The 26,071-nt window shown below is 45.9% G+C and carries 28 protein-coding genes; 21 read left to right on the plus strand and 7 right to left on the minus strand.

Translation table 11 applies throughout. From position 1 onward, the window contains the following. The first annotated feature begins 77 nt into the window (after window positions 1–77). Window positions 78–2,123, plus strand: a complete 2,046-nt coding sequence (locus tag AC3AP5_RS01870) for a TonB-dependent receptor (protein ID WP_286682132.1) — start codon at window positions 78–80, stop codon at window positions 2,121–2,123. Window positions 2,124–2,190: 67 nt separating this feature from the next. Here the strand turns inward: AC3AP5_RS01870 and AC3AP5_RS01875 are convergent, their stop codons facing one another. Beyond that, on the minus strand, window positions 2,191–2,778 hold the full coding sequence (locus AC3AP5_RS01875) for a CBS domain-containing protein (protein WP_071463958.1): 588 nt from the start codon (window positions 2,776–2,778) through the stop codon (window positions 2,191–2,193). 44 nt (window positions 2,779–2,822) lie between these two features. Next, window positions 2,823–3,152 carry a hypothetical protein gene (locus tag AC3AP5_RS01880; RefSeq protein WP_006956996.1) on the minus strand — a complete coding sequence of 110 codons (330 nt, stop codon included), beginning with the start codon at window positions 3,150–3,152 and terminating at the stop codon, window positions 2,823–2,825. Window positions 3,153–3,290: 138 nt separating this feature from the next. Here AC3AP5_RS01880 and AC3AP5_RS01885 point away from each other — a divergent pair, with 138 nt between their 5' ends. The 9 genes from AC3AP5_RS01885 (at window position 3,291) to rplI (ending at window position 11,989) form a co-directional block, all read left to right on the plus strand. Further along, the gene (locus tag AC3AP5_RS01885; RefSeq protein ID WP_487326943.1) at window positions 3,291–4,076 is read left to right on the plus strand and encodes a PhzF family phenazine biosynthesis protein; all 786 of its coding nucleotides are present in this window, start codon (window positions 3,291–3,293) and stop codon (window positions 4,074–4,076) included. Window positions 4,077–4,242: 166 nt separating this feature from the next. Continuing rightward, window positions 4,243–6,786, plus strand: a complete 2,544-nt coding sequence (locus AC3AP5_RS01890; protein ID WP_487326944.1) for an acylase — start codon at window positions 4,243–4,245, stop codon at window positions 6,784–6,786. A 123-nt stretch (window positions 6,787–6,909) separates the two neighbouring features. Further along, window positions 6,910–9,267: a ribonuclease R gene (rnr, locus tag AC3AP5_RS01895; protein ID WP_006956993.1), complete on the plus strand. Its 2,358-nt coding sequence runs from the start codon at window positions 6,910–6,912 to the stop codon at window positions 9,265–9,267. Next, window positions 9,264–10,010 (plus strand): 23S rRNA (guanosine(2251)-2'-O)-methyltransferase RlmB, encoded by a 747-nt coding sequence (gene rlmB, locus AC3AP5_RS01900; protein WP_006956992.1) that lies wholly within the window; start codon window positions 9,264–9,266, stop codon window positions 10,008–10,010. The genes rnr and rlmB overlap by 4 nt, the downstream gene beginning before the upstream one ends. Beyond that, complete coding sequence (locus tag AC3AP5_RS01905; RefSeq protein ID WP_006956991.1) at window positions 10,000–10,446, plus strand: hypothetical protein; 447 nt, start codon at window positions 10,000–10,002, stop codon at window positions 10,444–10,446. Before rlmB ends, AC3AP5_RS01905 begins: the two co-directional genes overlap by 11 nt. 138 nt (window positions 10,447–10,584) lie before the next feature. Further along, window positions 10,585–10,932 carry a 30S ribosomal protein S6 gene (gene rpsF / locus AC3AP5_RS01910; RefSeq protein ID WP_006956990.1) on the plus strand — a complete coding sequence of 116 codons (348 nt, stop codon included), beginning with the start codon at window positions 10,585–10,587 and terminating at the stop codon, window positions 10,930–10,932. A gap of 25 nt (window positions 10,933–10,957) precedes the next feature. Then, the gene (priB, locus tag AC3AP5_RS01915; RefSeq protein WP_006956989.1) at window positions 10,958–11,257 is read left to right on the plus strand and encodes a primosomal replication protein N; all 300 of its coding nucleotides are present in this window, start codon (window positions 10,958–10,960) and stop codon (window positions 11,255–11,257) included. Between the two features lie 10 nt (window positions 11,258–11,267). Then, window positions 11,268–11,495, plus strand: a complete 228-nt coding sequence (gene rpsR, locus AC3AP5_RS01920; RefSeq protein WP_006956988.1) for a 30S ribosomal protein S18 — start codon at window positions 11,268–11,270, stop codon at window positions 11,493–11,495. Between the two features lie 41 nt (window positions 11,496–11,536). Continuing rightward, the gene (gene rplI, locus AC3AP5_RS01925) at window positions 11,537–11,989 is read left to right on the plus strand and encodes a 50S ribosomal protein L9 (RefSeq protein ID WP_006956987.1); all 453 of its coding nucleotides are present in this window, start codon (window positions 11,537–11,539) and stop codon (window positions 11,987–11,989) included. Window positions 11,990–12,041: 52 nt separating this feature from the next. Here the strand turns inward: rplI and AC3AP5_RS01930 are convergent, their stop codons facing one another. Continuing rightward, entirely contained in the window at window positions 12,042–13,367 is a 1,326-nt protein-coding gene (locus AC3AP5_RS01930) for an IS4 family transposase (RefSeq protein WP_287832378.1), read from the minus strand. Between the two features lie 198 nt (window positions 13,368–13,565). Between AC3AP5_RS01930 and AC3AP5_RS01935 the strand changes: the two genes are divergently transcribed. Genes AC3AP5_RS01935 through dnaB form a run of 4 tightly spaced genes read left to right on the plus strand, consistent with a single transcriptional unit; the run spans window position 13,566 to window position 17,011 of the window. Then, window positions 13,566–14,075 (plus strand): RNA polymerase sigma factor, encoded by a 510-nt coding sequence (locus AC3AP5_RS01935; protein WP_006956986.1) that lies wholly within the window; start codon window positions 13,566–13,568, stop codon window positions 14,073–14,075. Continuing rightward, window positions 14,072–14,596, plus strand: coding sequence for a hypothetical protein (locus AC3AP5_RS01940; RefSeq protein WP_272977926.1), 525 nt, complete (start codon window positions 14,072–14,074; stop codon window positions 14,594–14,596). Before AC3AP5_RS01935 ends, AC3AP5_RS01940 begins: the two co-directional genes overlap by 4 nt. A 23-nt stretch (window positions 14,597–14,619) precedes the next feature. Continuing rightward, window positions 14,620–15,573, plus strand: a complete 954-nt coding sequence (locus AC3AP5_RS01945; RefSeq protein WP_487326945.1) for a DUF4097 family beta strand repeat-containing protein — start codon at window positions 14,620–14,622, stop codon at window positions 15,571–15,573. Window positions 15,574–15,616: 43 nt separating this feature from the next. Next, window positions 15,617–17,011, plus strand: a complete 1,395-nt coding sequence (dnaB, locus tag AC3AP5_RS01950; protein ID WP_006957003.1) for a replicative DNA helicase — start codon at window positions 15,617–15,619, stop codon at window positions 17,009–17,011. Window positions 17,012–17,037: 26 nt separating this feature from the next. Here dnaB and AC3AP5_RS01955 read toward each other — a convergent pair whose 3' ends face one another. From AC3AP5_RS01955 to zur, 4 genes are read right to left on the minus strand one after another with little or no spacing between them, the layout of a single operon-like run. Then, window positions 17,038–17,511, minus strand: coding sequence for a chemotaxis protein CheX (locus AC3AP5_RS01955; protein WP_006957002.1), 474 nt, complete (start codon window positions 17,509–17,511; stop codon window positions 17,038–17,040). Window positions 17,512–17,524: 13 nt separating this feature from the next. Further along, on the minus strand, window positions 17,525–18,046 hold the full coding sequence (locus AC3AP5_RS01960) for a DUF6702 family protein (RefSeq protein WP_287831680.1): 522 nt from the start codon (window positions 18,044–18,046) through the stop codon (window positions 17,525–17,527). Beyond that, window positions 18,024–20,369, minus strand: coding sequence for a M1 family metallopeptidase (locus AC3AP5_RS01965; protein WP_272977380.1), 2,346 nt, complete (start codon window positions 20,367–20,369; stop codon window positions 18,024–18,026). The genes AC3AP5_RS01960 and AC3AP5_RS01965 overlap by 23 nt, the downstream gene beginning before the upstream one ends. Window positions 20,370–20,396: 27 nt before the next feature. Beyond that, a complete protein-coding gene (gene zur / locus AC3AP5_RS01970; RefSeq protein ID WP_006957009.1) occupies window positions 20,397–20,837 on the minus strand; it encodes a zinc uptake transcriptional repressor Zur in 441 nt (146 codons plus the stop codon). 210 nt (window positions 20,838–21,047) lie between these two features. Between zur and dusA the strand changes: the two genes are divergently transcribed. The 7 genes from dusA (at window position 21,048) to rplW (ending at window position 26,066) form a co-directional block, all read left to right on the plus strand. Beyond that, entirely contained in the window at window positions 21,048–22,043 is a 996-nt protein-coding gene (gene dusA, locus AC3AP5_RS01975; RefSeq protein ID WP_272977381.1) for a tRNA dihydrouridine(20/20a) synthase DusA, read from the plus strand. Window positions 22,044–22,232: 189 nt separating this feature from the next. Next, on the plus strand, window positions 22,233–22,499 hold the full coding sequence (locus tag AC3AP5_RS01980) for a hypothetical protein (protein WP_006957016.1): 267 nt from the start codon (window positions 22,233–22,235) through the stop codon (window positions 22,497–22,499). A 166-nt stretch (window positions 22,500–22,665) separates the two neighbouring features. Further along, window positions 22,666–23,862: a dipeptidase gene (locus AC3AP5_RS01985; protein ID WP_286682688.1), complete on the plus strand. Its 1,197-nt coding sequence runs from the start codon at window positions 22,666–22,668 to the stop codon at window positions 23,860–23,862. 292 nt (window positions 23,863–24,154) lie between these two features. Next, on the plus strand, window positions 24,155–24,466 hold the full coding sequence (gene rpsJ / locus AC3AP5_RS01990) for a 30S ribosomal protein S10 (RefSeq protein WP_006956423.1): 312 nt from the start codon (window positions 24,155–24,157) through the stop codon (window positions 24,464–24,466). A 38-nt stretch (window positions 24,467–24,504) separates the two neighbouring features. Then, entirely contained in the window at window positions 24,505–25,143 is a 639-nt protein-coding gene (rplC, locus tag AC3AP5_RS01995) for a 50S ribosomal protein L3 (RefSeq protein WP_006956425.1), read from the plus strand. Between the two features lie 18 nt (window positions 25,144–25,161). Continuing rightward, entirely contained in the window at window positions 25,162–25,767 is a 606-nt protein-coding gene (rplD, locus tag AC3AP5_RS02000) for a 50S ribosomal protein L4 (protein WP_006956426.1), read from the plus strand. Further along, entirely contained in the window at window positions 25,764–26,066 is a 303-nt protein-coding gene (gene rplW / locus AC3AP5_RS02005) for a 50S ribosomal protein L23 (protein WP_006956427.1), read from the plus strand. Before rplD ends, rplW begins: the two co-directional genes overlap by 4 nt. The last annotated feature ends 5 nt before the right edge of the window (window positions 26,067–26,071 follow it).

Consider the following 26,071-nt stretch of genomic DNA (forward strand, 5'->3'; position numbering starts at 1 on the left):
TTTTCTCGCAGTTTTCATGTTTATCTATTCAATTTTTAGTATGCTAAATAAGTTATTCAATTTGTTATGAGGTTTTCGTGGTCAAATTTCGACGTTCTATGGTACTTAGCGCCCTTATCAGTGCGCTTCCTTTGGCGAGCGTTCAAGCACATGATGGTATTGAGCGTATCTTGGTTTCTGGGCATCAAGCTAATTTGTTAGGTCAGTCGATGTCGGCTTCCGAAGGCGTCTTAGGACAGCCCGAAATTGAAATTCGTCCGATGTTAAGAACGGGTGAACTGATGGAACTCATTCCAGGAATGAGTGCAACGCAACACAGCGGTAGTGGTAAAGCCAATCAATACTTTTTGCGCGGTTTTAACTTAGACCATGGCACTGACTTTGCTACATACGTTGATGGTATGCCGGTCAATATGCGTAGTCACGGTCATGGTCAGGGCTATACCGATATTAATTTTTTAATTCCCGAGATCATTGCTCAAGTGACGTATCAAAAGGGCACTTATTATGGAGATGTAGGTGATTTCTCCGGAGCAGGTAGTGTTGGTTTTAGCACTCAGATGACGCGGCGCAATGGGCTCGCATCCGTGACCCTAGGCGAAGATAATTATCGACGTGCTTTGGTAGCTGATAGTGTGAATTCAGGAAGCCGGAATGCGACCTTGTATGCGCTTGAGTATCAAACTTATGATGGACCGTGGTCGGATATCGATGAGGATGTTGATAAGCTCAACGGTGTTTTGAGACATAGTATTCGCCTAGATGACGGTGTTCTAACACTCGGAGCCATGGGCTACCATAATGAGTGGAATAGTGCTGATCAAATTCCTGCTCGTGCAGTGGAGTCTGGATTAATTGATGAGCTCGGCTCGATTGACCCGACACTCGGTGGTAAGACACATCGTTACAGTCTCAACGCTATTTACACGACAGCGGACTACGCATTAAGCGCTTATGCCATCGACTATGGTTTGTCTCTTTTCTCTAATTTCACATACTACCTTGATGATCCTGTCAATGGTGACCAATTTGAACAGGTCGACGATCGAATGATTTATGGTGCCTCAGGTAGTTGGCATATCAACAATAATTTTACGGTAGGGTTTGATACGCGCTATGACGATATAGGCGAAGTCGGGCTATATAAAAGCGAGGCACGCGAGCGTATTGGAGCCGTGCGCAGTGACCGTGTTGATGAGTGGAGCTTTGGCTCGTATGTGACACATGATTACCAGTGGACAGGGCGACTGCGTAGTACCGTATCGCTCCGTTATGATTACTTTGACTTTGATGTGAACAGCCGACTGCAACAAAATATTTATGATGTTCAGTTAACCCATAACAATGGTCAAGAATCCGATGCATTATGGTCACTAAAAGGTAGTCTTAATTATCTGTTGTTGGATGATATGGAAGTATACCTATCTGCGGGACAGGGCTTTCACTCCAACGATGCGCGAGGCACTGTCACGCGTGTTGATCCTAACTCCGGTGATCGTGTCGCGCCTGTCGACCCGCTTGTTCGTGCTTTAGGTTACGAGGTTGGAATGCGTTGGCGTCCAAATAGCCAGTTTAACAGCTCAGTCGCGCTTTGGGCGCTTGAGCAGGATAGCGAGTTATTGTTTGTGGGTGATGCGGGCAATACGGAAGCGAGTCGTCCATCATACAGAAATGGTATTGAAGTGGCTGCCTACTATAATGTAAATGATAACCTTAGCTTTGACTTTGAATATGCCTATACAGATGCTGAATTTGATGATGCGTTACCTAATGATTATATTCCAGGGGCGGTTGAGGATATTCTGCAATTGGGCGCAACCCATAGGTTTGGGAATAATTGGTTGTCTACATTACGTGTGCGCTATATCGGTGAGCGTCCGTTGACTGAGGATAATAGTGTGCGCTCTGATAGCTCCACAGTGGTCAACTTTTTACTTGCTAAGCAATGGCAGAATTGGTCGGCTCAAGTTCAAATACTCAACTTATTAGACAGTAATGACCATGATATCGATTATTACTATGCATCGCGTTTGCAAGGGGAACCCGCAGCGGGGGTCGAAGATTTACATTATCACGTGATGGAGCCGAGAACTGTGCGGTTTGAGGTAAGTTATACCTTCTAAAACGACGTAAAAAATATCTTCCGAGAAGAAATAAGGCGGTTTAACCGCCTTATTTTGTTATTAATGTCTAGTCATTTAAGTGAGAGTGATTCACTGCTGAAATAATCTCGGCGAAAGTTGAAGCCGAGTGATAAATATTCACAGACTCTCCGGTTACTTGCGCGATGCGCAGCGACGACACAACGCCACGGATTGAACCTGCTTCAAATACCAGTAAGAAATCGCGCCCAGCAGACTTAAGCGTGGCTGCTGTATCACCAATACGCGCTTTCTGTAGTTGTTTATATTCAACCTGCGGCAACTCATCAAGTTTTCTCATTAAGTCGCCAACAGTTAGATCCGCCCACGGGAGTTGGGTCGATTGACTCACTTGCATAGCATGACGGCTATGAAACTCGCGCAACGCGACTAAGCCCACAATTTGTTCATTACTATTCACGACACAAGCGTAACGAACCTTCGCAGAATTCATGAGCTGCTCAGCGCGGTCGAGACTTGTATTTGATCGTAGTAGTAACGGATCGTGGCGCTCGAAGTCATCGAACACATGCAAGGCGTTCGCATGCCAATCACAGTTGAAAGGGTCGCGAGCTTGCGAAGAGAGTGAAACGGCATCACCATGAGATACTGATTTAAGTGATTTAAACTCAGTCATAACGTACTCCTTAATTCCTAAAAATAAATGTCAATACAGCGGAATTAAACAGTCGTTGGTGGAGCCCTTAGTTGTGGGCGAATAAAATCAACGCCGGTAACAAACCGAACGGTGATTTGAACTCGCTCGTCTGTGATGGCTAAAGAGGGAGAAAAGTTCTGACTTGTAATAGCTGGCGAATGATCGGGTTGTTCTGAACCGATATCGTTAGCGCCAGAGGTTTGGATAATACCTTGGGAATGCTCAGCATGATAAACCGATAAATCACAATCAGAAGAGACGCTTTGAACGTTGTGCGCACTCAATGACGCCATCGCAGGTTGCGCGAGTAGCGAAATAGTGACAATGAGTAGAGCAAAAAATTTCCGATACATCTTAGCGTTCAGCTCTCAACTAATTTAACTTACAGCTTATGCAATCAACATGAGTCTTATAGATAATAAAAATGACTCTTCTTTGATCACAGTCATAGGTTTATACCTATTTAGAGGAAAACACAAGGAAATAGTTCAATGCAACTTTCTTTATATCAAGTTGATGCCTTTACAGATAGAACCTTCGGTGGTAATCCAGCAGCCGTGGTGCCTCTACTCGACCATACACTATCTGATGATATGCTTCAGTATATCGCGGAAGAGAATAACTTATCGGAAACGGCGTTTTTATCATCAACACGCTCGCCCAGTGTATTCGATTTACGTTGGTTTACCCCGGCGGCTGAAGTTGATCTCTGTGGTCATGCAACGCTCGCCGCGGCGTTCGTGGTCTTTAACCATTTACGCCCCGACATTGAGCAAGTCCACTTTAATACACGCAGCGGTAGTTTGATTGTCACGCGTACATCATCGGGGATGATGATGGACTTTCCTGCAACAGAACCCCAATCGATTGCCCCGAATGCAGTTGTCAGCCATGGACTTGGTTGTGACCCCGTAGAACTGTTACGTGGCTTTGATCATATTGCGATACTTGAAAATGCAGCGCAAGTGCGTGCTTTATCGCCTGACTTCAATGAATTAAAAAAGCTCGATTCGCGAGGTGTTGTCGCAACCGCAGTTGAAGGAGATGGGTTTGTCAGTCGTTGCTTTTTTCCAAAGCTTAATGTGAACGAAGACCCTGTTACAGGTTCAGCGCATTGCCAGTTAGCTCCTTTGTGGAGTAAGCGATTAAATAAGAAGCGGGTTATTGGGGAGCAGCTATCGTCACGAGGTGGTCGCGTGATTTGCGAGGTTGAACAGGATCGCGTGAAGCTTTTTGGACAAGCCGTCGAATATTTGCGAGGAACAATCACGATTTAGTGGTTGGACCATGCTGTAATAACGCGTTATAACAGAGGGTATAAATTATGCGTGTATTTTACATTAAGCTAAACTATGCGCTGATGATTTAGGCAGTACACAAGCGAATAAAGTAGTCTCGCTCATGTGGCGATAACAATAACTTAAACTTCACAAGGAAAGCGCGATGAGAACTTACAAAACCTCACTGCTATATCGAGCCTTGCTAATGGCCGGTGTAGTCTCGCTGAGCGGTTGTAACTTTAGTAACGAAGTGGCTGAATATCAAGCTCCTGAAACTCCGTCAGAACCAGATTATAGTAGCCCCTTACCAGCACAAGATCCTTTATCAACATTTGACGATGACGATGAACTCAGTGCCGACATTCGCTGGACGACCTATGGTGTGCCCTACATAAAAGCGGATAACCTAGAAAGTTTAGGATTTGGCGTTGGCTTTGCTTTTGCTAAAGACAATATCTGTATTTTAGCGGACCAAATCGTGAAATTTAATTCGCAGCGCTCAATGTACTTTGGCCCACATAATCCGATTGGTTCGAATAATAATCAAAACTTAATAGATGATTTTGGCTTTCTTGCGCTAGGTATTCGCGATAACGCCGAACAGGGCTTCGATTCTTTGAGTGAAGAATCTCAAGCATTGTTGACGGGCTATGCGGCGGGATACAACGAATACCTGAGCGAGACAGGCGTAAACAACATTGATCCGACCTGCGCTGGGCAGCCTTTCGTACAAGAAATTACACCTATCGATCTGCTTACGTACGCACAGGGTGTTGCGCTACTGCCAGGGGCTAGCAACTTTACCGGAGCCGTCTTTGTTGCCGCGCCACCAAATCAGAGTTACATGCCACAGCCGGTTGCACCTTCTCAACAAGCAATGACGCTGAATCCAGTTCATATTGAGATGCCAGAACCTAATCCAACGGAAATGGGCTCTAATGGTTGGGCTATCGGCTCAGAAATGTCTGCGACGGGGAACGGCATGGTGTTGGCTAACCCGCACTTCCCACATACCGGGAACCAACGGTTTTGGCAATTTGGAACGGAAATTCCTGGTGAATTAAAAGTCGTTGGTGGATCGCTATCGGGTATGCCCGGTATCGTCAATATCGGCTTTAATGAGCATGTTGCGTGGACGCACACGTTCTCAACGGCCAATCGGTTTGTCGTTCATCAGCTAGCGTTAGATCCAGAAGACGAAACGGGGACCCACTATCTAGTCGATGGTGAGTCGGTTCCGATGACAACAAAAACGCATCAGATCCAAGTGAATACGGGCAATGGCCTAATAACCCTTGAAAAAACCAGTTATCACAGTGAGTTTGGCACAATTATTAAAGTTCCTAATTCACCGCTAACTTGGGGTACCGACCCTTATGGGAAGGACGTAGCTTACGCGATCTATGATGCGAATCTGCCTAATTTTGAAATTTTCGATCACTGGTTGGCAATGAACCGCGCACGCAACATTGAAGAATATCGCCAGTCGTTTGTCGATTACACGGGCACGGTATTTAACAATGCCATGGCGGCTGACGAAGATGGTGATGTGTTCTTTACGGACGGCTCATCGGTCCCTAACTTGAGTGATGAGACGATTGCACAGTGGCAAAGCAACGCTGTTTTGCAGGGGATCAGTGCGTCGGCAGGGTTTCCTGTCGTTCCGGGGACTTCTGCCAGTCACAAAGCGGACGGAAAAATGCCTTTTAGCAAGGCTCCACAACTGCTTCGGAACGATTTCGTGCAGAACTCTAATGACAGCTTTTGGCTAACGAACCCCAATAATCCAATCGAAAACGTATCGCCACTTTGGGGACCTATCGGTAACCAACAGTCTTTGCGCTCTCGTTTGGGTCAAAAAATGTTAGCGGAAGGGGGCTCTGTTAATGGCTTGTTTAGTCGACAAGACATTGCAAATAAGCTCTTGAGCAACCGCGCATTTCTTGCTGAAGCGGTACTCGACGACTTAGTTGACCTTTGTACCGCACAAGGTAGTAATCCTGTCAACACTGCGGCTGGCGCAATGAGTATTAAACCTGGGTGCGATGTACTTGCACAATGGGATGGTACGATGAATAAAGACAGTGTCGGTGCGATGCTATTCCGTGAGTTTGCCTCAGAATGGTCGCGTAACCCGCAGTGGCAGGTACCCTACGATGCCTCGCAACCGCTAACAACCCCCAACGGTTTGAAGAAATCAACAGCGGTCTTGACGCTATTAGGCCATGCTATGGCACGTATTCAGTCAGTAGGCTTGTCGATTGACGCCCCGTTGGGCGAGGTTCAATTCGTTGAGCGTGCGCTTCCAGATGGAACACCGAGTGGTAATCGTTTGCCCTGGGGTGGTGCCAATAACATCGAAGGGGGCTTTAACGTGTTCCGCGCAAACACGGGCTCTGATGGTACGATTTATCCGCGCTTGATTTATCCACAAGTGGAAGGCTCAAACCTAGCGGCAAATGGTGCTGGCTATCATATCAGTTATGGTTCGAGCTGGATGTTCACCATGGAGTTCACCGACGACGGTCCGCAGGCTCAAGGTTTACTGAGCTATTCTCAGTCTCGTAATATCCTGTCTGATCATTATATTGACCAAACTCAGCTGTACTCTCAGGAGCCACAACTGCGCCCGATTTGGTTTGATAATGCAGATATTGATAATAACGTCATTGAGGAACGAACTATCACGCAATCACAAGCGAATTAACATGACGTACCAAAACCCCAGCTTCGGCTGGGGTTTCTTTTTTCTGTCACTGACAATAGTGGTTATAAAGCGTATACTGCATGCATAGTAGTCAATATTTAATTTCAACTTATAAGAGAACTTATGTCAGAAACAAATTCGAACGGCCAATCCACCCCGACCTACGAGGTTGAAATACCAAGTAGGGAAGCGTTGCTTGGGTTGGTACAGAAGCACCTTAAACCTGTTTCGTTTGATGAATTTGTAAGTCATTTCAAGCTTGGTGATGAACGCCAACAAGTAGGCATCAAACGTCGCTTGCGAGCGATGGAACGTGACGGTCAGTTAGTGTATACCAAAGCCAATAGCTACGGATTACCAGACCGAATGCAATTGATTAAAGGGCGTATCATCGGTCACCGCGAAGGCTTTGGTTTTTGTCAGCCTGAAGAAGGTGGTGATGATATCTTTATTCCTCATCACCAAATGTACTCGGTACTTCATGGTGACGTGGTATTGGTTAAAGTGTCAGGCCAAGATCGCAAAGGAAAACGTGAAGGTCGTGTGGTGAGGGTTATAGAACCCCGTGATAACGATATCGTCGGACGTTACTTTGTCGATCATGATATGGGTATTGTTGTTCCTGATGATAGTCGCATTAACCAGGATATTTTGATCCCCAACCATGCAACCGCGGGTGCGCGTCACGGCCAATTGGTTGTGGTCAAGATTACACGAAGACCTAACAAACGAACTAGCCCCATTGGTGAGATTACCGAAATTCTCGGTGATCACATGGCACCTGGAATGGAGATTGAAGTCGCTATTCGAGAACATGACATTCCTAATGAATGGCCTGAAGGGTTGGATCAAGAGCTTAATAAAATAGCTGATGAAATTCCTAAGCAAGCGTATGAGGGACGTATCGATTTACGTGAATTACCGCTCATCACGATTGATGGGGAAGATTCTCGTGATTTTGACGATGCGGTCTTAGCGATGCCCGAAGAGAGCGGTTGGCGTTTATGGGTGGCGATTGCAGACGTGTCCTACTATGTGAAGCCCAATACGGTACTTGATCAAGAAGCGTGGAATCGAGGCAACTCCGTTTACTTTCCTAACAACGTGATTCCCATGCTACCAGAAAAACTCTCGAATGGTCTTTGCTCCCTCAATCCGAATGTCGACCGGTTGTGTATGGTGGCTGAAATCGAAGTGGGGCCGCGCGGCAAGTTGAAATCATCGCGTTTCTATCCGGCAGTAATGAATAGTCACGCGCGCTTAACCTACACTAAAGTTAAACAAATTTTAGATGGTGATACAGAACTACGCGAGCAATACAAAGATGTATTAACGAATATCGAGTCGTTGCATAGCCTATATAAAGCACTGGCTTCGGTCAGGAAGAAACGCTCTGCGATCGAGTTTGATACGCAAGAAGTTCGATTTATTTTTAATGCCGAGCGTAAAATCGAGCGTATTGAACCGGTAAAACGTCATGTCGCACATAAAATCATCGAAGAGTGCATGATTGCGGCTAATGTAGAGGCCGCTAAACTGGTTGAGTCAGTCGACGATATCAATGCACTGTTTCGTGTCCATGAACCGCCCGCCGATGAGCGGTTGACTAACTTTCGTAGCTTCCTGGGTGAATTAGGTCTTGAATTAGGAGGTGGCGAAGAGCCTACGCCGACTGATTTCGGCAAGCTTTTGTCTGAGGTTCAACAACGCCCTGATCGAGAACTGATAGAGACGATGCTTCTGCGCTCAATGCAACAAGCAGTCTATCAACCTGATAACACAGGTCACTTCGGCTTGGCATTAAAATCGTATTCACACTTTACGTCTCCGATTAGGCGCTATCCTGATCTCATTTTACATCGCGCGATTAAGGCAATTTTAAAGCGCAAGGGCGAGTTTAAGGGCGCGTTGACCGGTGCATGGGCATATGATGATACTGAGCTCGATGATTTAGGTATTCATTGTAGCCACACTGAACGCCGTGCTGATGATGCAACGCGACAGGTGGATGAGTGGCTCAAATGTGAGTTTATGCAAGACCATATCGGCTCAAGTTTCACTGGTGTTATCGCGGCGGTTACAAACTTTGGTTTATTCGTGCGGCTTGATGAATATCAAATTGATGGTCTGGTGCATATCAGTAATTTAGGTGACGACTATTATCAGTTTGATAACACCAAAAATATGCTTGTGGGTGAAAATAGTCACCGCGTGTTCCGACTTGGCGATAAAGTCGAAGTGCGTGTTAAACAAGTCAATCTAGACGACCGCAAAATTGACTTAGAGTTGTTAAGTGCTGAGAGTCCTACAGGTAAATCTCGTATGCCTAAAGGCAATAAAGGACAGCAGCGTAACGCTAAAAAGGGTGACAAAAATAGCCGTGGTAAGCGCTCGAATAAGCGCAAGCCGTCAAGTAAGAAAACATCGGGTCAAAAAAATAGTCGCGGTCATTCAAGTAGTAAAGGGCGCAATAAATCATGAGTCAGAAAGTTACAGTTTTTGGTTTGCACGCGGTTCGCTCAGTGCTAACACAGCACCCCGATCGGTTAATAGAGTTATTTGTTTCACGTGAACGTCAGGATGCTTCCGTTGCTGAGGTGATAGGTCAAGCGGAGGCGATTGGTATTCGGCCTCAGTGGATACCGCGTCAAGCGCTTGATAAAAGAGCCGAGTTTGGTAACCATCAAGGCGTGGTAGCGACAATAAAAGCTTTACCGCCACTGAATGAGAATGATTTTTCAACATTGATTGAAAAAGCCCAAGGTGCCCCGTTATTTTTAGTACTCGATAACGTGACTGATCCACACAACCTAGGTGCATGCATGCGCACGGCCGATGCCGCTGGCGCGACAGCTGTGGTTGTGCCTAAGGACAAATCAGCACAGATTACGCCTACCGTACGAAAAGTAGCGTGTGGTGCAGTAGACAACATTCCTTTGGTTGTTGTAACCAACTTGGCACGTGCGCTTCGCACACTGCAAGATCTCAATGTGTGGGTGGTTGGTACAGCAGGTGAAGCCGATAAATCACTTTATCAAATCGATTTTAAGGGTCCGCTCGCATTAGTTATGGGAGCCGAGGGCAAGGGAATGCGTCGACTGACCCGTGAAACTTGCGATGAATTGGCATCTATCCCATTAGATGGCTCTGTAAGCAGTTTAAATGTATCTGTTGCCAGTGGGGTTTGTCTTTTTGAGGCGGTGAGACAGCGTCATGCCAATTAGCCGCCGTTTACTTCCGATAATTATCGCACTGGCACTGATTGGTTTACTGTTCCTCAGTTGGACGCCAAATTGGAATGAAAGTACCTTTGTGCGATCGACTAAGCCTTATGTCAGCATCAGTTACGAATCGAAAACAGATGAGGCGATTGTTAATCAGGTGCTCGAAGATTTACAGAATCGGTTTGATGTGAGACACGAATGGCATATCGAATCGGCGAAGAATGCGGAATATGCGATTCGTGTTGAAGTGGATAAGCAAGATGATTTCTTGACATTACAAGCCGACATCGTTCGGTCCGAGACGCCTCTTGATAGAGTCATGGTAAGAGGGCCAGAAGGCGTCAAAACTGAACTGGCAGGGCGGTTAGTATCTTTAGTGACGGACGAAGTCAGCGCAGCACACAAAGCGTCCCACCCTGAAGCGCGAGATTATTAATCATTGCATTTTGTGCATAAATTAGTTAAACTCGCGCGGCTCAAATCAGCCGTTTTATCTTTTTAAATAGAGTATTCCTTGCTTCTATGTCAGTTTGGCTGAACTGAACAGAGGCTACTGAACCAAAAGGAAGCAGTAATGCGTCATTACGAAATCGTATTTATGGTCCATCCAGACCAAAGCGAGCAAGTACCTGGCATGATCGAGCGCTACAGCGAAACGATCAAGCAAGGTGGTGGCCAGATCCATCGTCTAGAAGACTGGGGTCGCCGTCAACTAGCTTACCCAATCAACAAGCTTCATAAAGCGCACTACGTGTTGCTAAACATTGAAGCGAACGCAGAAGTTGTTGACGAGCTGGAAACAGCCTTCCGTTTCAACGACGCTGTTTTACGTAACCTTGTTATGCGTAAAAAAGAAGCGATCACTGAACCATCTCCTTTAACTAAAAAGGAAGAGCGTAAAGGTGATAGCGAAGCCGCTTAATTGAGGTTTTGCTCCTTTAGCAACTATGAATCGACTTCATTTAACTGGACACGTTTGTAAACCTGCTCGACTCGAAAAGAGCCCATCAGGTATTGAGCACATCCAATTCTCTCTTGAGCACCGCTCAATGCAAGCAGAAGCAGGAATGAGCCGACAATCATTTGTTCGTTTACAAGTCATCATGAGTGGCGAAGGGCTTACGCACTGGTTGGATAAATTGACGGTGGGCAGTGAAGTACATACCGAGGGTTTCTTGCATCGTCATGAAGACAAGCAAGGGTTAGCCAAACTAGTTCTTCACGCTCAGCATCTAGAAATGATTTAAGGAGGCCATAATGGCTCGTTTTTTCCGTCGCCGTAAATTCTGCCGTTTTAAGGCTGAAGGCGTAAAAGAGATCGATTACAAAGACATCGCTACGCTAAAAAACTACATCACTGAATCTGGCAAGATTGTTCCTAGCCGTATCACTGGAACGTCAGCTAAGTATCAGCGTCAGTTAGCACGTGCCATCAAACGTGCTCGTTATTTGTCTTTGCTGCCTTACACTGATTCACATCAGTAAGTTAGCAAAGGCTCGGATACCAAGATTTAGAGGTAGCGAAAATGAATATCATCTTATTAGATAAGATCGCTAACCTAGGTAGCTTAGGCGACCAGGTTGCTGTTAAGTCAGGTTACGCGCGTAACTTCTTGTTCCCACAAGGTAAAGCGGTTCCTGCAACTAAAGAAAACGTTGAGCTTTTTGAGCAACGTCGTGCTGACTACGAAGCGAAATTGGCTGACCAATTAGCTGCAGCTCAAGCGCGCGCTGAAAAAGTCAACGCTTTGGAATCTGTTACTATCGCTTCTAAAGCGGGTGACGAAGGTAAATTATTTGGCTCTATCGGTACTCGCGATATCGCGGACGCAATCACTGCGGCTGGCGTTGAAGTGAAGAAGAGCGAAGTACTTATGCCAAACGGCACGTTGCGTGAAGTAGGTGAGTTTGAAATCGAACTACACTTGCACGCTGACGTGTTCGCTAACATCACTGTAAAAGTGGTTCCAACTAAGTAATATGTTACTGAGTTATGAAAAGCTGCCTTAGGGCTAATGCTTGTCAGTTAAGCTAACGACTAGCATTTTTTCTAGGCGACCGCATCGGATAACGTTGCGGTCGCCTTTTTATTGCTCGTGGATAGTGCCGTTCTCGTCGGTCAGGTAATACAAACGCGCTGGCCATTTCCATCATCTGCTCCATGACTTTGGGTATTTTCCCTGGAGAGATATTTACGAGCATATGAAGCTGTCCAACGAGGTAGTGCGATGCCTGTTTAAAGCTGATTTGATTGGGCTCGACCTGCTTCAGGCTGTAAGCCATTTGAGCCATCATATATCGTAACAAGTTGTATGCTACGAGCATGCCCCAGAGCTCTTGTTCAACTAGCTCGGGACGCTTACTTCGCAAGGTCAGTTCATTTTTCAGCATATACTGCTTCATTTCTCGGTAAGCTTGTTCGATTTCCCAGCGGTGAGCATATAAGTCCACGATATCCGCTTCCGGATAGCGCATCGTATCTGTCATTGAGGTTAAGATAGCCACATCTTTCTTACCGACTTTCTTGCTCACCAACCGAGCTTCAACGGTTTCGGGTGCGTTATCCCACTTCTTTTTTGCCTGTGGGGATAACTTAATTTCCACCAGTTTATCGGTGCTACTGAATGATGTTTTTACAGTATATTGCGCGCCTTTTCTGAGCGGGATAAGCCAGTGGCGCTCTTCACCCGCCCGATGCCACTGCTCTAATAGCCCCAGCGCATAGAAGCCCTTATCGAATAGCGTCAGTGAATGGTCAGGCGTTCGCTCGATAAGTTTAGCTGCCAAATCAACTTCACTGGCTTGTGCAATACTGCCAAACTCCGTTGCTGTCACTAAATGACTGCTGACTTCCATTTGATTAACCATACGAATTTGAGGATAGTCTGACTCTTTGAGTTGATTCGCTGTGCGTCCAAACCTCGCACTATTTTCAGGCGTATCGGGTGTACGCCAGACAGTCCCGTCTACTGCCAAAATCGATAGGTTATTCCAATGAGACGTGGGTAATTTATCGAACCATAACTGATTAGTGAGCTCAAACATCCGCTTCATCACATCAGCGCCTAAGCGCTGACGTGCCTGAACCACAGCACTGGGTGCAACGTAGGGCCTGTTACCAGGCAACATTAAATCAAGATGCGAAACCAGTTGCCGCATGGGCATGTCTCTGAAAAGCGCCATGCCAACAACAGCCCACACCATAAAATCCATGGGCAAACGACGCTTACGCACCGTCGTAACGCCTGTATCCTGCAAGCATTGCTCGACTAATTCAGGCTCGAGTAAGTCGGGTAACTTACTGAAATCATCTGGGGTAAACTCTTGCAGCTGTTCTAACGCTTGACTTAAAAACATAAAAAAATCCATAGCCAGAAATTCTGACTATGGATTTTGAAGACTCTGCCGGATCGGTCAACCGATCATTGAAAATTTCTTAACTGATCGGCATTAGCCTTAGGGCAGCTTTTTTTTTACCTGCCTTGTAAACCTAGCCTCGCATTAACGCGACTTACTCTATAAATTAGCTAATAAACTTTTTTCAGGGAGAGAACCTTGTCAGACAGCAACGACATAGAGTTAGCTGCCAATGGCGATAAGCATGCGTTTAGACGCTTATATGAGCGTTACGTACGTGGTGTCTACGGAATGGTGTTCAGGTTAACTGCTGATCGCTCACTGGCCGATGACTTGGTACAGGAAGTCTTTGTACAGGCCTGGCGTTCATTACCCAAATTTGATGGTCGAGCAAAGTTTTCAACGTGGCTTTTTAGTCTTGCTAATAATGTGGGTATTACAGAAATGCGAAAGCAGTCACGATGGTTTAAACGCAATGAGCGAGCCATTGACCATAATACGCAGGACGAAACTGACAGTAGCGACATTGATTTAGGCGAGCTCGATAAGTTGATCATCCGCTTGCCTGAGCAAACACGACAGGTTTTCGTTCTACATGCGTTACAGGACTATTCGCACCAGCAAATTGCTGACCTGTTACATATTGCCGAAGGTACGAGTAAATCCCAGTTTTTTCGCGCTAAGAAATTAATGCAGGAGTGGTTATGAGCAACGAAAAAGAGCAACAGTTAGAAGCACTTATTGCGCACCAACGTGAGACTCCTGACGCAATAGAGCCGAGTGATGACTTATGGCAGGGTATTGAACAGCGCTTAGAGGGGCAAACGACTGAGGACTCACGTACATGGTGGGCAGCTGCCGGTGGGGCGCTCGCCGCGAGTCTGTTGGCGGTGGCTGTCTTTGTTGGCTACCAAGGTGCTCAGCCAGGAGAAGATATCAGAACGAATGAATCACCTTATTACGCGGCAGCGGCACAGATGATCAGCACCCAAGCGCAACAGGTTTCGGCGCTGCAAAGGGGTTACAAACTTGCTGGAATTGAGCAGAGTGATGAGCAATTAACTACACAGCTACAACAGCTAGCTAAAGCGCGACAGTCGGTATTAGAAGCGTTAGCGTCTGGCCCTGGTAATGCACAGCAATTGGAGCTGTTGCGTTGGATTAACGAACAAGAACTGGCTTTATTAGAGCAAAGCTATCAACAAAAGCCAGTATTGAAACAAATTTAAGCTTGGTGAACGAGGAGATTACTATGAAATTTTTAACCGCATTATTGATGGGAGCTGTTGCGCTATCAACAGTGAACGCTGTTGCACAAGAGCGTGTCGATGAAAAAATGGAAGTGCCGAAGGGGACGGAAGTATTTGTTGATAACGAACGCGGCTCAATCGAGATCATGGCGAGTGATGACAACGTGGTTCATGTTACTGGAACACTCGACAAACGCACTGAACAATTTATTTTTGAACTACGTGGCTCAACATTGCAGGTGCAAGTTAAAACACCCGAGCAAAATGGGTGGTTCGACGATGATGAAGGGTCAAAGTTAACTATTTATATGCCTAAATCAAGCCATCTTGATGTAAAAGGTGTATCCATGGATGTCGATGCCTTTGATTTGCAAGAAGGGGTCGAAATAAACCTCGTGAGCGGTGATGTGAAAGTCGAAAATATTGGTGGCGGTGTCGAAGTCAGTACTGTCAGTGGTGACATTGATGCGCGGTCTATTGCTGGTACCGTCAGGCTAGAAAGTGTTAGTGGGGATATTAGCGATAAAGGCAGTAGCGCGAGAGTCGCTCATTATCAAGCCGTTAGCGGCGATATTAGTGTTTACGCCGATATGATGGAAGAGTTCTACTTACAAAACGTCTCAGGCGATGTAACGGCTGAATTACCAAGTCTCAAGAAAGCTAATTTAAAAAATGTCAGTGGAGACATTAATCTTTCGCTTAAATTGGCAGACAGTGGTGAATTGAAAGCTTCATCCGTGAGCGGCGATATGGCGTTTACTTTCAGTGCGATACCGAACGCCAGTTTTGATATTACAACTAATGCTGGTGGTGACATTGTTAACCGTATTAGTAACGACAAACCCACTGAATCGCGCTGGGGAACTTCGTCAGAATTAAACTTCGAAGTCGGCACCGGAAGTGCGAGAGTGGGTTTAACAACCGTCTCAGGAACTGTCGAAATTCGTCGCGATTAACGATATAGTAGCGCTCATTGGCGAGTGTACAGAGACTGTAACGATGGCGGAAAAAAATAAGCAAAGAGATAAGTCGATTGAGGCGCTGCGTTCAGCGCCTCATTCGATCGAAGCCGAACAATCTGTGTTGGGTGGGTTGATGTTAGATAATGACGCTTGGGATAAAGTTTCTGGGCTGATTATCGCGCAAGATTTTTATCATCGTGCTCATCGACTGATTTTTACTGCAATGCAATCCCTCGCTGATAGCAGTCAGCCAATGGACTTAGTGACTGTTTCTGAGGAGCTAGAGGCGAACACTGAGCTCGACGCCGTGGGTGGCTTTGCGTATCTAGGCGAAATCTCGAAAAATACACCGAGTGCAGCTAACATTGTCGCTTATGCCAATATTGTACGCGAGCGGGCGGTGCTCAGAGAGATGATTGCCGCAGCGAATGATATTGCCGAGTCAGGTTACGATACCCAAGGACGAACGAGCCAACAGTTACTCGATGAGGCGGAGAGTAAAGTATTCCGTATTGCGGAGAAGCGCACTAGTGCAACGGAAGGCCCCAAGGGGGTCAGTGATATTCTGGCTAAGACGATTGAGAAAATAGAGACGCTTAGCAACATAAAAAATCATAACGGTGTAACAGGCACATCAACTGGCTTCCATGATTTAGACCAGATGACTGCCGGTCTGCAGCCTTCAGATCTTATTATTGTTGCCGCTCGTCCGTCGATGGGTAAAACCACCTTCGCGATGAACTTAGCCGAAAACGTCGCAATGAACGAAGAAAAACCGGTGCTGGTGTTTAGTTTAGAAATGCCATCTGAGCAAATCATGATGCGTATGTTGGCATCACTCAGTCGCGTTGATCAAAACCGTGTTAGGACAGGACGTTTGGAGGATGATGATTGGGCTCGTATTGCCTCAGTCATGAATATTCTCAATGATAAGAATAATCTGTATATCGATGACTCCTCCGGATTAACACCGACAGAAGTTCGCTCCAGGGCTCGTCGTGTTGCGCGAGATCACGGTGGGTTATCGATGATTATGGTGGATTACTTGCAGTTAATGACAGTACCGGGGATGTCAGAAAATCGTACACTTGAAATTGCTGAGATCTCGCGCTCGTTAAAATCTTTAGCTAAGGAATTGAGTGTTCCTGTCGTAGCGCTTTCACAGCTTAACCGCTCACTTGAGCAACGCTCAGATAAGCGTCCTGTCAACTCCGACTTGCGCGAGTCTGGATCGATCGAGCAGGATGCTGACGTTATTATGTTTATCTACCGTGATGAGGTTTATCACCCAGACAGTGCAGAGAAAGGATTAGCGGAGATTATCATTGGTAAGCAAAGGAATGGACCCATCGGTAAAGTTGAACTTAAATTCCATGGGCATCTATCGCGGTTCGATAATTTTGCTCGAGCGTCTGATGATGAGCGCTATTAACTTTTAAAAAGAGAGCTTAGCAACAACTAGGCTCTCAACTTATCAAAACATATTTCGATGTATGCCTTACCGGCAACATGGTTAAAGGGCATGATGAGCTTTGCGCCCTCAGAGCGATGAGATATAGTATGGTCGCGTCCCGAGACGACGATCGGTGTGGCCATATCAAACTCAAAGCCGCGCTCGGCGAGCTCTTTTTTGGCACCGCCTGTAACCATATTAGTGATTTCACCCACCATATCGCATACCTCTTCATCCACTGAATCGGGTAACTCGCCCAACATCTTATGCATGATTTCACAGGCTAGATTTTCTTCAAAGGATATTGAAAAGGAGCCTTTAACTTGTGGACCTACCATTCCAATGATGCCCGACACATCGCCACGAGCGTATTCATCCTTTTTAATTTGAGGCTTTCCTGGCTTAAGCTCTATTTGAGCCATCATTGAAAGCACGTTTTGAAGTGCGTTCAAAAATGGGTTGACGAACGCTGCGTCCATAAATAATTACCTTTTACTTACCGCAATTGATTTTTTTTGTGTCACGCTGCTCGTTAAGTGTAATTCCTCGCGTGATGTCATCGCCTTTAACATTCACTGTGTTCACTTGAGCAGGGTATGTGGAAAGCATAACACGGTTTGTTATTTCCCAATTACAAAATTCGGTTTTTGAATGAGATTTTTCTTGATAAAGCCATAGGTTCTGAAAATCCGCTTCCAAGCCCACCCAATCCAACGCTATCGGCTCGCCATCGGAAGAGGTCATTGAAAAACGTGCATTGAGCCATTCTTTAACCTTGCGCTCGGCGTCGGGTTGGTCAATTCTGAAGGGGGTATTAAAAAAACGACCAATAGCCAGTTCGACGTCGTGTAAGGTATATTGATGTACCACCTCAATATTACCTGTATGAGCGTTCCAACTCACATCGGTTAAGCCAAAAAAATATTTGTGCGCTGCTACCTGAGGTAGCAGCGCACAAGAGGCGATTAAACCGATAATAGAACGCGAAATATTACTCTTCAGCGTTTTTATCATCCGTGTCTAATTCCTCGTTGTAGCGTTCCATCATACTGTCATCACCATGATCACGTTTGTATAACTCAATACGCGATGGTACAGCACGAGCTGGCCAGTAGTTATTCGAAGTATCGGTATCAGCAGTCTCCCAATACGGGTCAACTACAATTTGGTCAATCTTCTTATCACGAATCAACAGCTTGCTTACGTGCTCCGGCGAACGGCGCCAGATTTCAGCAGGAATACGAACGTGTTCTTTAGTACCGTCAGCGAAATGTAGGTCTAGTAAAATAGGCATCACCAACCCGCCTTTGTTACTAAAGTCGAGCACGTAGAAGTTTTTGCCGTTTTTCAGCATTTGCTTCTGTTCGTCATCTAGGCCATCAAGTAACTTTTTGTATTCGTTACGGTCCGCATTAGTGACGGTGTACTCGTCATTCTCGTTGTAGAAGTCACGAAGGTGTTCTTGTTGAGCAATCTTCTTGACCATATCTTCATTGCGAATCGCAGTGATAGATTTTGGATCTTGCTGATCAACTTCTTTCTTCCAAGCCTTTTCGACTTCTGGATCTTGAGTATTGACGGTTAGCAGGTTTACTTTGTCGAGCGAGATATCTACGTGGTCAGTGGTGTAGAACCAGCCGCGAATAAACCAGTCAAGATCAACACCTGATGCATCTTCTAAGGTACGGAAGAAATCTTCAGGAGTTGGGCGTTTGAATTTCCAGCGACGTGAGTATTCACGGAATGCAAAGTCAAACAATTCACGGCCAACAATGGTTTCACGCAAAATATTGAGCGCGGTCGCAGGCTTACCATACGCATTATTACCGAACTGCAGAATTGATTCTGAGTTTGTCATAATCGGCATTTGATTACGGCTAGCCATGTAACCTGTGATATTGCGAGCTTCTCCACGCCAAGACGGATAGTCGTCTTCCCACGCTTGCTCTGCAAGGAATTGAAGATAGGTATTTAGACCTTCATCCATCCAAGTCCACTGACGCTCGTCTGAGTTCACGATCATTGGGAAATAAGAGTGGCCAATTTCGTGAATAATGACAGAGATCAAGCCATATTTAGTACGTTTTGAGTAGTACTTCTCTCCACTCTCTTCGTTAACGTATGGACGCGGACCATTGAAGGTCAGCATAGGGTATTCCATACCACCGACCGGACCATTAACTGAGATAGCAACAGGGTATGGGTATGCAAAACTATATTTATTATAGTTTTCGATAGTGTGGATAATGGATGCAGTTGAGTAGCGTTCCCACAGAGGGTTACCCTCTTCAGGGTAGAACGACATCGCTAAAACGTCGCTTTCACCGTTATCAAACCCTTGAGCATCCCAAATAAACTTACGTGATGAAGCCCACGCGAAATCGCGAACGTTATCGGCTTTAAATACCCAAGTTTTAGTCTCAGAAGTCCCTTCTTTTTCGTTCTCCAAAGCTTCTTCTTGTGTGACAATTTTAACTGGCTTGTCAGCTGTTTCAGCTTCTTCTAAACGCTGCTGTTGCTCGTCGGTTAGGACTTCATCAGGGTTCTGCAATGTACCCGTTGCTGCAACGATATGATCGGCAGGTACGGTAATTGCTACTTCGTAGTTACCAAATTCCAAGGTGAATTCGCCACGACCCATGAATTGCTTGTTTTGCCAACCTTCAGCATCGTAGTAAGCAGCGACACGAGGGAACCATTGTGACATTTCGTACAAGTAGTTTCCGTCGTCTTCGAAATATTCATAACCACCACGGCCACCGAGTACGTCGGCTTCAATGATGTTGAACTTCCAACCAATATTGAATTCAATGGACTCACCCGATTTCAGGGGCTTATCTAAGTCAATACGCATCATCGTGTCATTGATGATGTAATCCATCTGTTCGCCGCGAGGGTCCGAGACGTCAGTGATGGTATAGCCCGCTGGAAACTCTTCTTGAGTCATCATCGTTTCCATTTGGCTAAAGCTGACTTTTTTCATTCGATCAGCATTGGTTGCCGAAGCTTGAGGACCGATAGAATCCTTCTTGAATCGGTTTTGGTCCAGCTGTACCCAAATGTAACGTAATGTATCGGGTGAGTTATTCGTGTAGGTAATCGTACTACGCGCATTAATGCTTTGGTTATCGTCATTCAAAGTGACTTGAATATCGTAATCAGCTTGCTGCTGCCAATAACCATGCCCGGGCGCACCAGAGGCTGTTCTGTATATGTTGGGAGAACGATATTTATCATCATTCAACTGGCGGAACTTGTCGTCAAACGCTTGGGCATTAATGGCCTGAGAGACCGCCATGCTTGCGACAGCTACACCAAGGAGGTGAGTTAACTTCATTGGTATTTCCTGTTGTTGTAGTAAGTACTAATGACATTTAGCACATAAACCATGTGCTTCTATGGTTTGTTCTTTGACCAGAAAGCCCTGATCCTCAGCCTGCGATTGCAGTTCGGAGTAAACGCCTTCAGAGTGAATTTCTTGAACATCTCCACAGCGATCACAAATTAACATTTGGACAGGGTGTTGATGCTCAAAATGCGAGCAAAGAACAAAACTATTCGATGAAGTGATCTTGTGAACAAAACCTTGCTCTTGAAGAAAGTCGAGCGCACGGTAGATCGTTGGCGGCTTTGCGTTAGGAACAGAGCCCTTGAGCAAGTCAAGCAAATCATAGGCACCAACCGCACCTTTTTGAGCTGCCAGAATACGAAAGACTTCACGACGCGTAGACGTTAATCGCGCGCCACGGTTTTGACAAAGCTTCTCGGCCTTACTAATTAATCGCTCTGTTTCGATAGTTCCCATATATGACCTTTTCATCTGCTGGCTTTGATTGTAATTAGATTTATCAGCCAAGCAACGCTCGACACAATAATCGTTTTTACTAAAGTGTAAATCATATCGTCCTATTTCGGAACTAACGTGGTGTTCTGAACAATATAAAACAGATATAATGGCACCTCACATAGCCAGTCGAGTTTTTAGCGTTACCGCCATAAGCTACAGGAGTTTTCGTTGTCAAAGCTATACCCTCATTTTGCTTCAGTCGCCCCGATGCTGGATTGGACGGATCGCCATTGTCGATACTTTCATCGTTTATTAAGCCCCAATACATTGTTGTACACCGATATGGTGACCACTGGCGCCATTATCTATGGTCAGCAAGATTTCCTAGCTTACAACGATGAGGAACATCCCGTTGCGCTTCAATTGGGTGGCGCTGATCCGAGCGCAATGGCACAGTGTGCAGTTCAAGCGCAAACTCGCGGCTATGACGAGGTTAATATTAATGTAGGATGTCCTTCAGACCGAGTTCAAAATGGCAGTTTTGGTGCTTGCTTGATGGCACAACCGAAATTAGTCAGTGATTGCATTAAGGCGATGAAAGCCGAAGTAGACATTCCAGTGACGGTTAAAACCCGTCTAGGGATTGATGAGCACGATAGCGATGAGTTTTTATATCAATTTCTAGATGCTTGTGTCGAGGCAGGCACTGATCAACTCACACTTCACGCGCGGAAGGCTTGGCTCAATGGGTTAAGCCCGAAAGAGAATAGAGAAATACCGCCTTTGCAATATGACCGCGTTTATCGTGCGAAGCAACGCTACGCCGAATTACCGATAGCTATCAATGGCGGCATTAAAACGCTAGCAGAGACTCAGTTACATTTAGCCCATGTGGATAGCGTAATGATTGGACGCGAAGCATATCAGAACCCGTGGTTGTTGACTGAGTTAGAAACCCTATATACATCAAACCCTACCTCTATTTCACGAGAAAGTGTGGCGCGTCAGATGATTCCGTACATTCAGCAACACATTGCCGCAGGTGGTCGCGCGTGGCACGTTGTGCGTCACATGCTTGGACTTTTCCAAGGACAGCCCGGCGGAAAAAAATGGCGCCAGTTCTTGAGTATAAAAGGGCCTCGTTTAAATGATGCTGAAGCGCTTATTGAGGGCGCTATTGAGTTCCGGACAGATAGCTCCTTACGTCTTGCTGATATTCAGTAGCGATATTGACTAAAATTTAGTGTGTTTTGTAAAGCGGTGTGATTTTTTCACCAAGCCAAAGAAAGTAATAAAACTAACTGTTTTAAAAATTCTTTAAAAACAAGGTGTTATAATTTTTATAAAGTTGGCACAACCTTTGAAAGAGTAATAGCGACTTAATTAATACGTTACCTTCAAAGGAGCACAGCCATGAAAAAATTTATTATCACTTTGTCAGCCGTTGCCGCATTGAGTTCAGTCCCTGCAATGGCTCAAGATAGTCAAGAGAGTAGCATCCGTAGCGCTCTTCAAACTGAGGTCAGTTCAATTTCTGAGTCACTGTGGCAAGCATCAAAAGATGCTGTTGTATCCACTCTCGATGAAATCACTACTGAACTGTTTAGCGAAGAAGCCCTTGCTTCACGTGAATCACGGGATGACTCAGCTGAGTCAAACGACGACAACAAAAGCGAGTAATCACCATGGCGTATCTCACTCATTGGTGGTTGGTTTGGTTAATCGCACCGGTGTTAGGCACAGTTATCATCGGTGCGGTGACCGCCGCGAGTTCATCGCTAGTGCGTCAGGGTTAAAGTTTTGTTAATCTGCAAGTTCTCTGTTTTGGTTGTGTTAAGGAACTTGCATGTTAAAAAAGACAATTACAATGACGGCACTAGCGGCACTTGTCGCTACCGCAACATCTAGTTTTGCTGAAGAATATACCGCTAGTGATAAAGCACGTATGCTAGCGAAAGAAAACCTACTTATCGATACGCACATCGACGTCCCCTATCGTATTCATAACGAGTGGGAGGATGTGACCGTCGCTACCGAGGGTGGAGATTTTGATTATCCAAGAGCGGTAGAGGGCGGGTTAAATGCCCCTTTCATGTCAATTTATATTCCTGCGCATTACGAACAGAGTGGTGGGAGTATTCAACTAGCGAATGAGCTTATTGATAGTATGGAGGCTCTCGTCGGTCGTGCGCCAGATAAATTCGCTATGGCTTATACGACAGAGCAAGTGAAGGAAAACACTGAAAAAGGCTTAATGTCTATTGCCTTGGGAATGGAAAACGGCACCCCCATCGAGGGTGATCTTGCCAACCTTGAGCACTTCTACAAGCGCGGTATTCGCTACATTACGTTGGCGCACTCACAGTCCAACCATATCTCGGATTCATCATACGATATCCGTCGCCAATGGGATGGTTTATCACCTTTTGGTAAGAAGCTTGTGAAAGCAATGAATGATATCGGTGTGATGGTCGATGTTTCACATATCTCCGATGATGCGTTTTATCAAGTTATCGAGATCAGTGAGGCGCCCGTTATCGCGTCACATTCGTCTTTACGTCAGTACACACCAGGTTTTGAACGCAACATGAGTGACGACATGCTGAAAAAGCTTGGTGAAAACGGCGGTGTCATTCAAATCAACTTTGGGTCTTCATTTGTTGCAAAGCAAGCCAACCGCTATCGCGATATGCTTAAAAAGCGTATTGAGGCAGTAAAAGAACAGTATGGCGAAGAGTCTGAGGAAGCAAAGCAGCGTATTGCGGAGATCGAGAACAACAACCCATATCCGTATGCGACGCTTGACCAAGTCCTAGACCATATCGACCATGTGAAAGCGTTGATTGGTGTTGAGCATATTGGGATTGGCTCGGACTACGATGGCGTAGGTGATTCCTTACCTGTAGGTTTGAAAGACGTGTCGAGTTATCCTAACTTGGTTCAGGGTTTGCTAGACCGCGGTTACACCGATGAAGAAATTAAAATGATCTTGGGTGGCAATTTAATGCGCGTCTGGCGGCAGGTAGAAGACCTCGCGAAGTAACACTTACCCGTTGGGTAGCTTGCGCCTTTGGCGCAAGTCACACCCCTAAAGTCGCGCCATAGGCGCGACCTACTTACTGCTAAATGTTGACAACCGGTCGCGAAGCTGTATAATTCGCGACCACATCAATTTTTGTTTAAGTTTAGCGACTTGCTTAATTGGTGTTCCACAACAGTCCCGATAGGGGATTGAATGGTTGACGTAGATAATCGCACCCCCGGTATGTGCCAGGGAGGTTGCGTTTGTCTGTGCTCTTTTTTAAATGCTCTTTAATTTGAGGCTTTGATTTTTTATGGCTAATCAAAGAATTCGGATTCGATTGAAAGCGTTCGATCACCGTCTGATTGACCAGTCAACTGCAGAGATCGTTGATACTGCAAAACGCACTGGCGCGCAGGTACGTGGACCAATTCCACTGCCAACTCGGAAAGAACGCTTCACCGTGCTGATTTCTCCACACGTAAACAAAGATGCGCGTGACCAGTACGAAATCCGCACCCACAAGCGTCTGATCGATATCATGGACCCAACTGACAAAACTGTTGACGCGTTAATGCGTTTGGATTTGGCAGCTGGCGTTGATGTACAGATCAGCTTGGGTTAAGTGGGCAGTAATAGGATTACACACGAGAGGTTTTAACAATGGCTATAGGTCTAGTCGGTCGTAAAGTAGGAATGACGCGTGTCTTCCAGGAAGACGGCGCTTCTGTTCCTGTTACTGTGATCGAAGTGCTGGCTAACCGCGTGACTCAGGTTAAAACTGAGGAAACTGACGGTTATCGTGCGCTTCAAGTAACCACAGGCGAAAAGAAAGCTAGCCGCGTAAACAAGCCTTCAGCAGGTCATTTTGCTAAGGCGAGTTCTGAGGCAGGTCGTGGTCTTTGGGAATTTCGCTTAGAAGACGGCGAAGGCGATGATTTCGCAGTAGGTTCTGAGATTACAGTAGAAGTATTCTCAGAAATTAAGAAAGTGGATGTTACAGGTACGTCTAAAGGTAAAGGCTTTGCTGGTACCGTTAAACGCTGGAACTTCCGCACTCAAGACGCTACCCACGGTAACTCATTATCGCACCGTGCTCCTGGTTCAATTGGTCAAAACCAATCACCAGGTAAAGTTTTCAAAGGCAAGAAAATGGCCGGTCAAATGGGTAACGAGCGCGTGACAACTCAATCACTTGAGTTGGTTCGTGTAGACGCTGAACGCAACCTTTTATTGATTAAAGGTGCTGTCCCTGGCGCTACCGGTGGCGATGTGATCGTTAAACCTGCGGTCAAGGCGTAACGTCTGAGGAGAATGGTGATGGAATTAACATTGAAAGACGCAAAAGGCGCTCTTGAGGTTTCCGAAGCTACCTTTGGACGTGAGTTCAACGAAGCACTTGTCCACCAGGTAGTTGTTGCATATGCAGCGGGTGCTCGTCAGGGTACCAAAGCTCAGAAAACTCGTTCTGAAGTTGCTGGTGGTGGTAAGAAACCATGGCGTCAAAAAGGCACGGGTCGTGCACGTGCCGGTACTATCCGTAGCCCAATCTGGCGCTCAGGTGGTACTACTTTTGCGGCGAAACCGCAAAACCACGAACAGAAAGTTAACAAAAAAATGTACCGCGGTGCTGTAAAAAGCATCCTGTCAGAATTGATTCGTCAAGACCGTTTGCAGGTTGTTGAGAACTTTGAGCTTGAAGCGCCAAAGACTAAACAACTCGTTGCGAAGTTGAAAGAATTGAACCTGAACGACGTTTTGATCGTGACTAAAGAAGTTGACGAGAACTTGTTCCTTGCGTCACGCAACTTGCATAAAGTTGACGTACGTGATGTTCAAGGCATCGACCCAGTAAGCTTAATCGCGTTTGAAAACGTCCTGATGACTGCTGACGCAGTTAAGCAGCTTGAGGAGGTGTTGTCATGATGCGCGAAGAACGTTTACTTAATGTAATCTTGGCACCTCACGTTTCGGAAAAAAGCACCATGACTGCTGAAGGCTACAACACTGTAGTTTTCAAAGTAGCTAAAGATGCGACTAAGTCCGAAATCAAAGCAGCTGTCGAAAAACTTTTTGAAGTTGAAGTTAAAAACGTACGCACAGTGAACGTTAAGGGTAAATCTAAACGCACTGGTTTCCGCTTCGGTAAACGTAGCGACTGGAAAAAAGCGTATGTGGCCCTGAAAGAGGGTGCTGACATCGACTTCGTTGGCGGCGCTGAGTAACAGGA

The sequence above is a fragment of the Idiomarina sp. D18 genome (genome assembly GCF_057748155.1).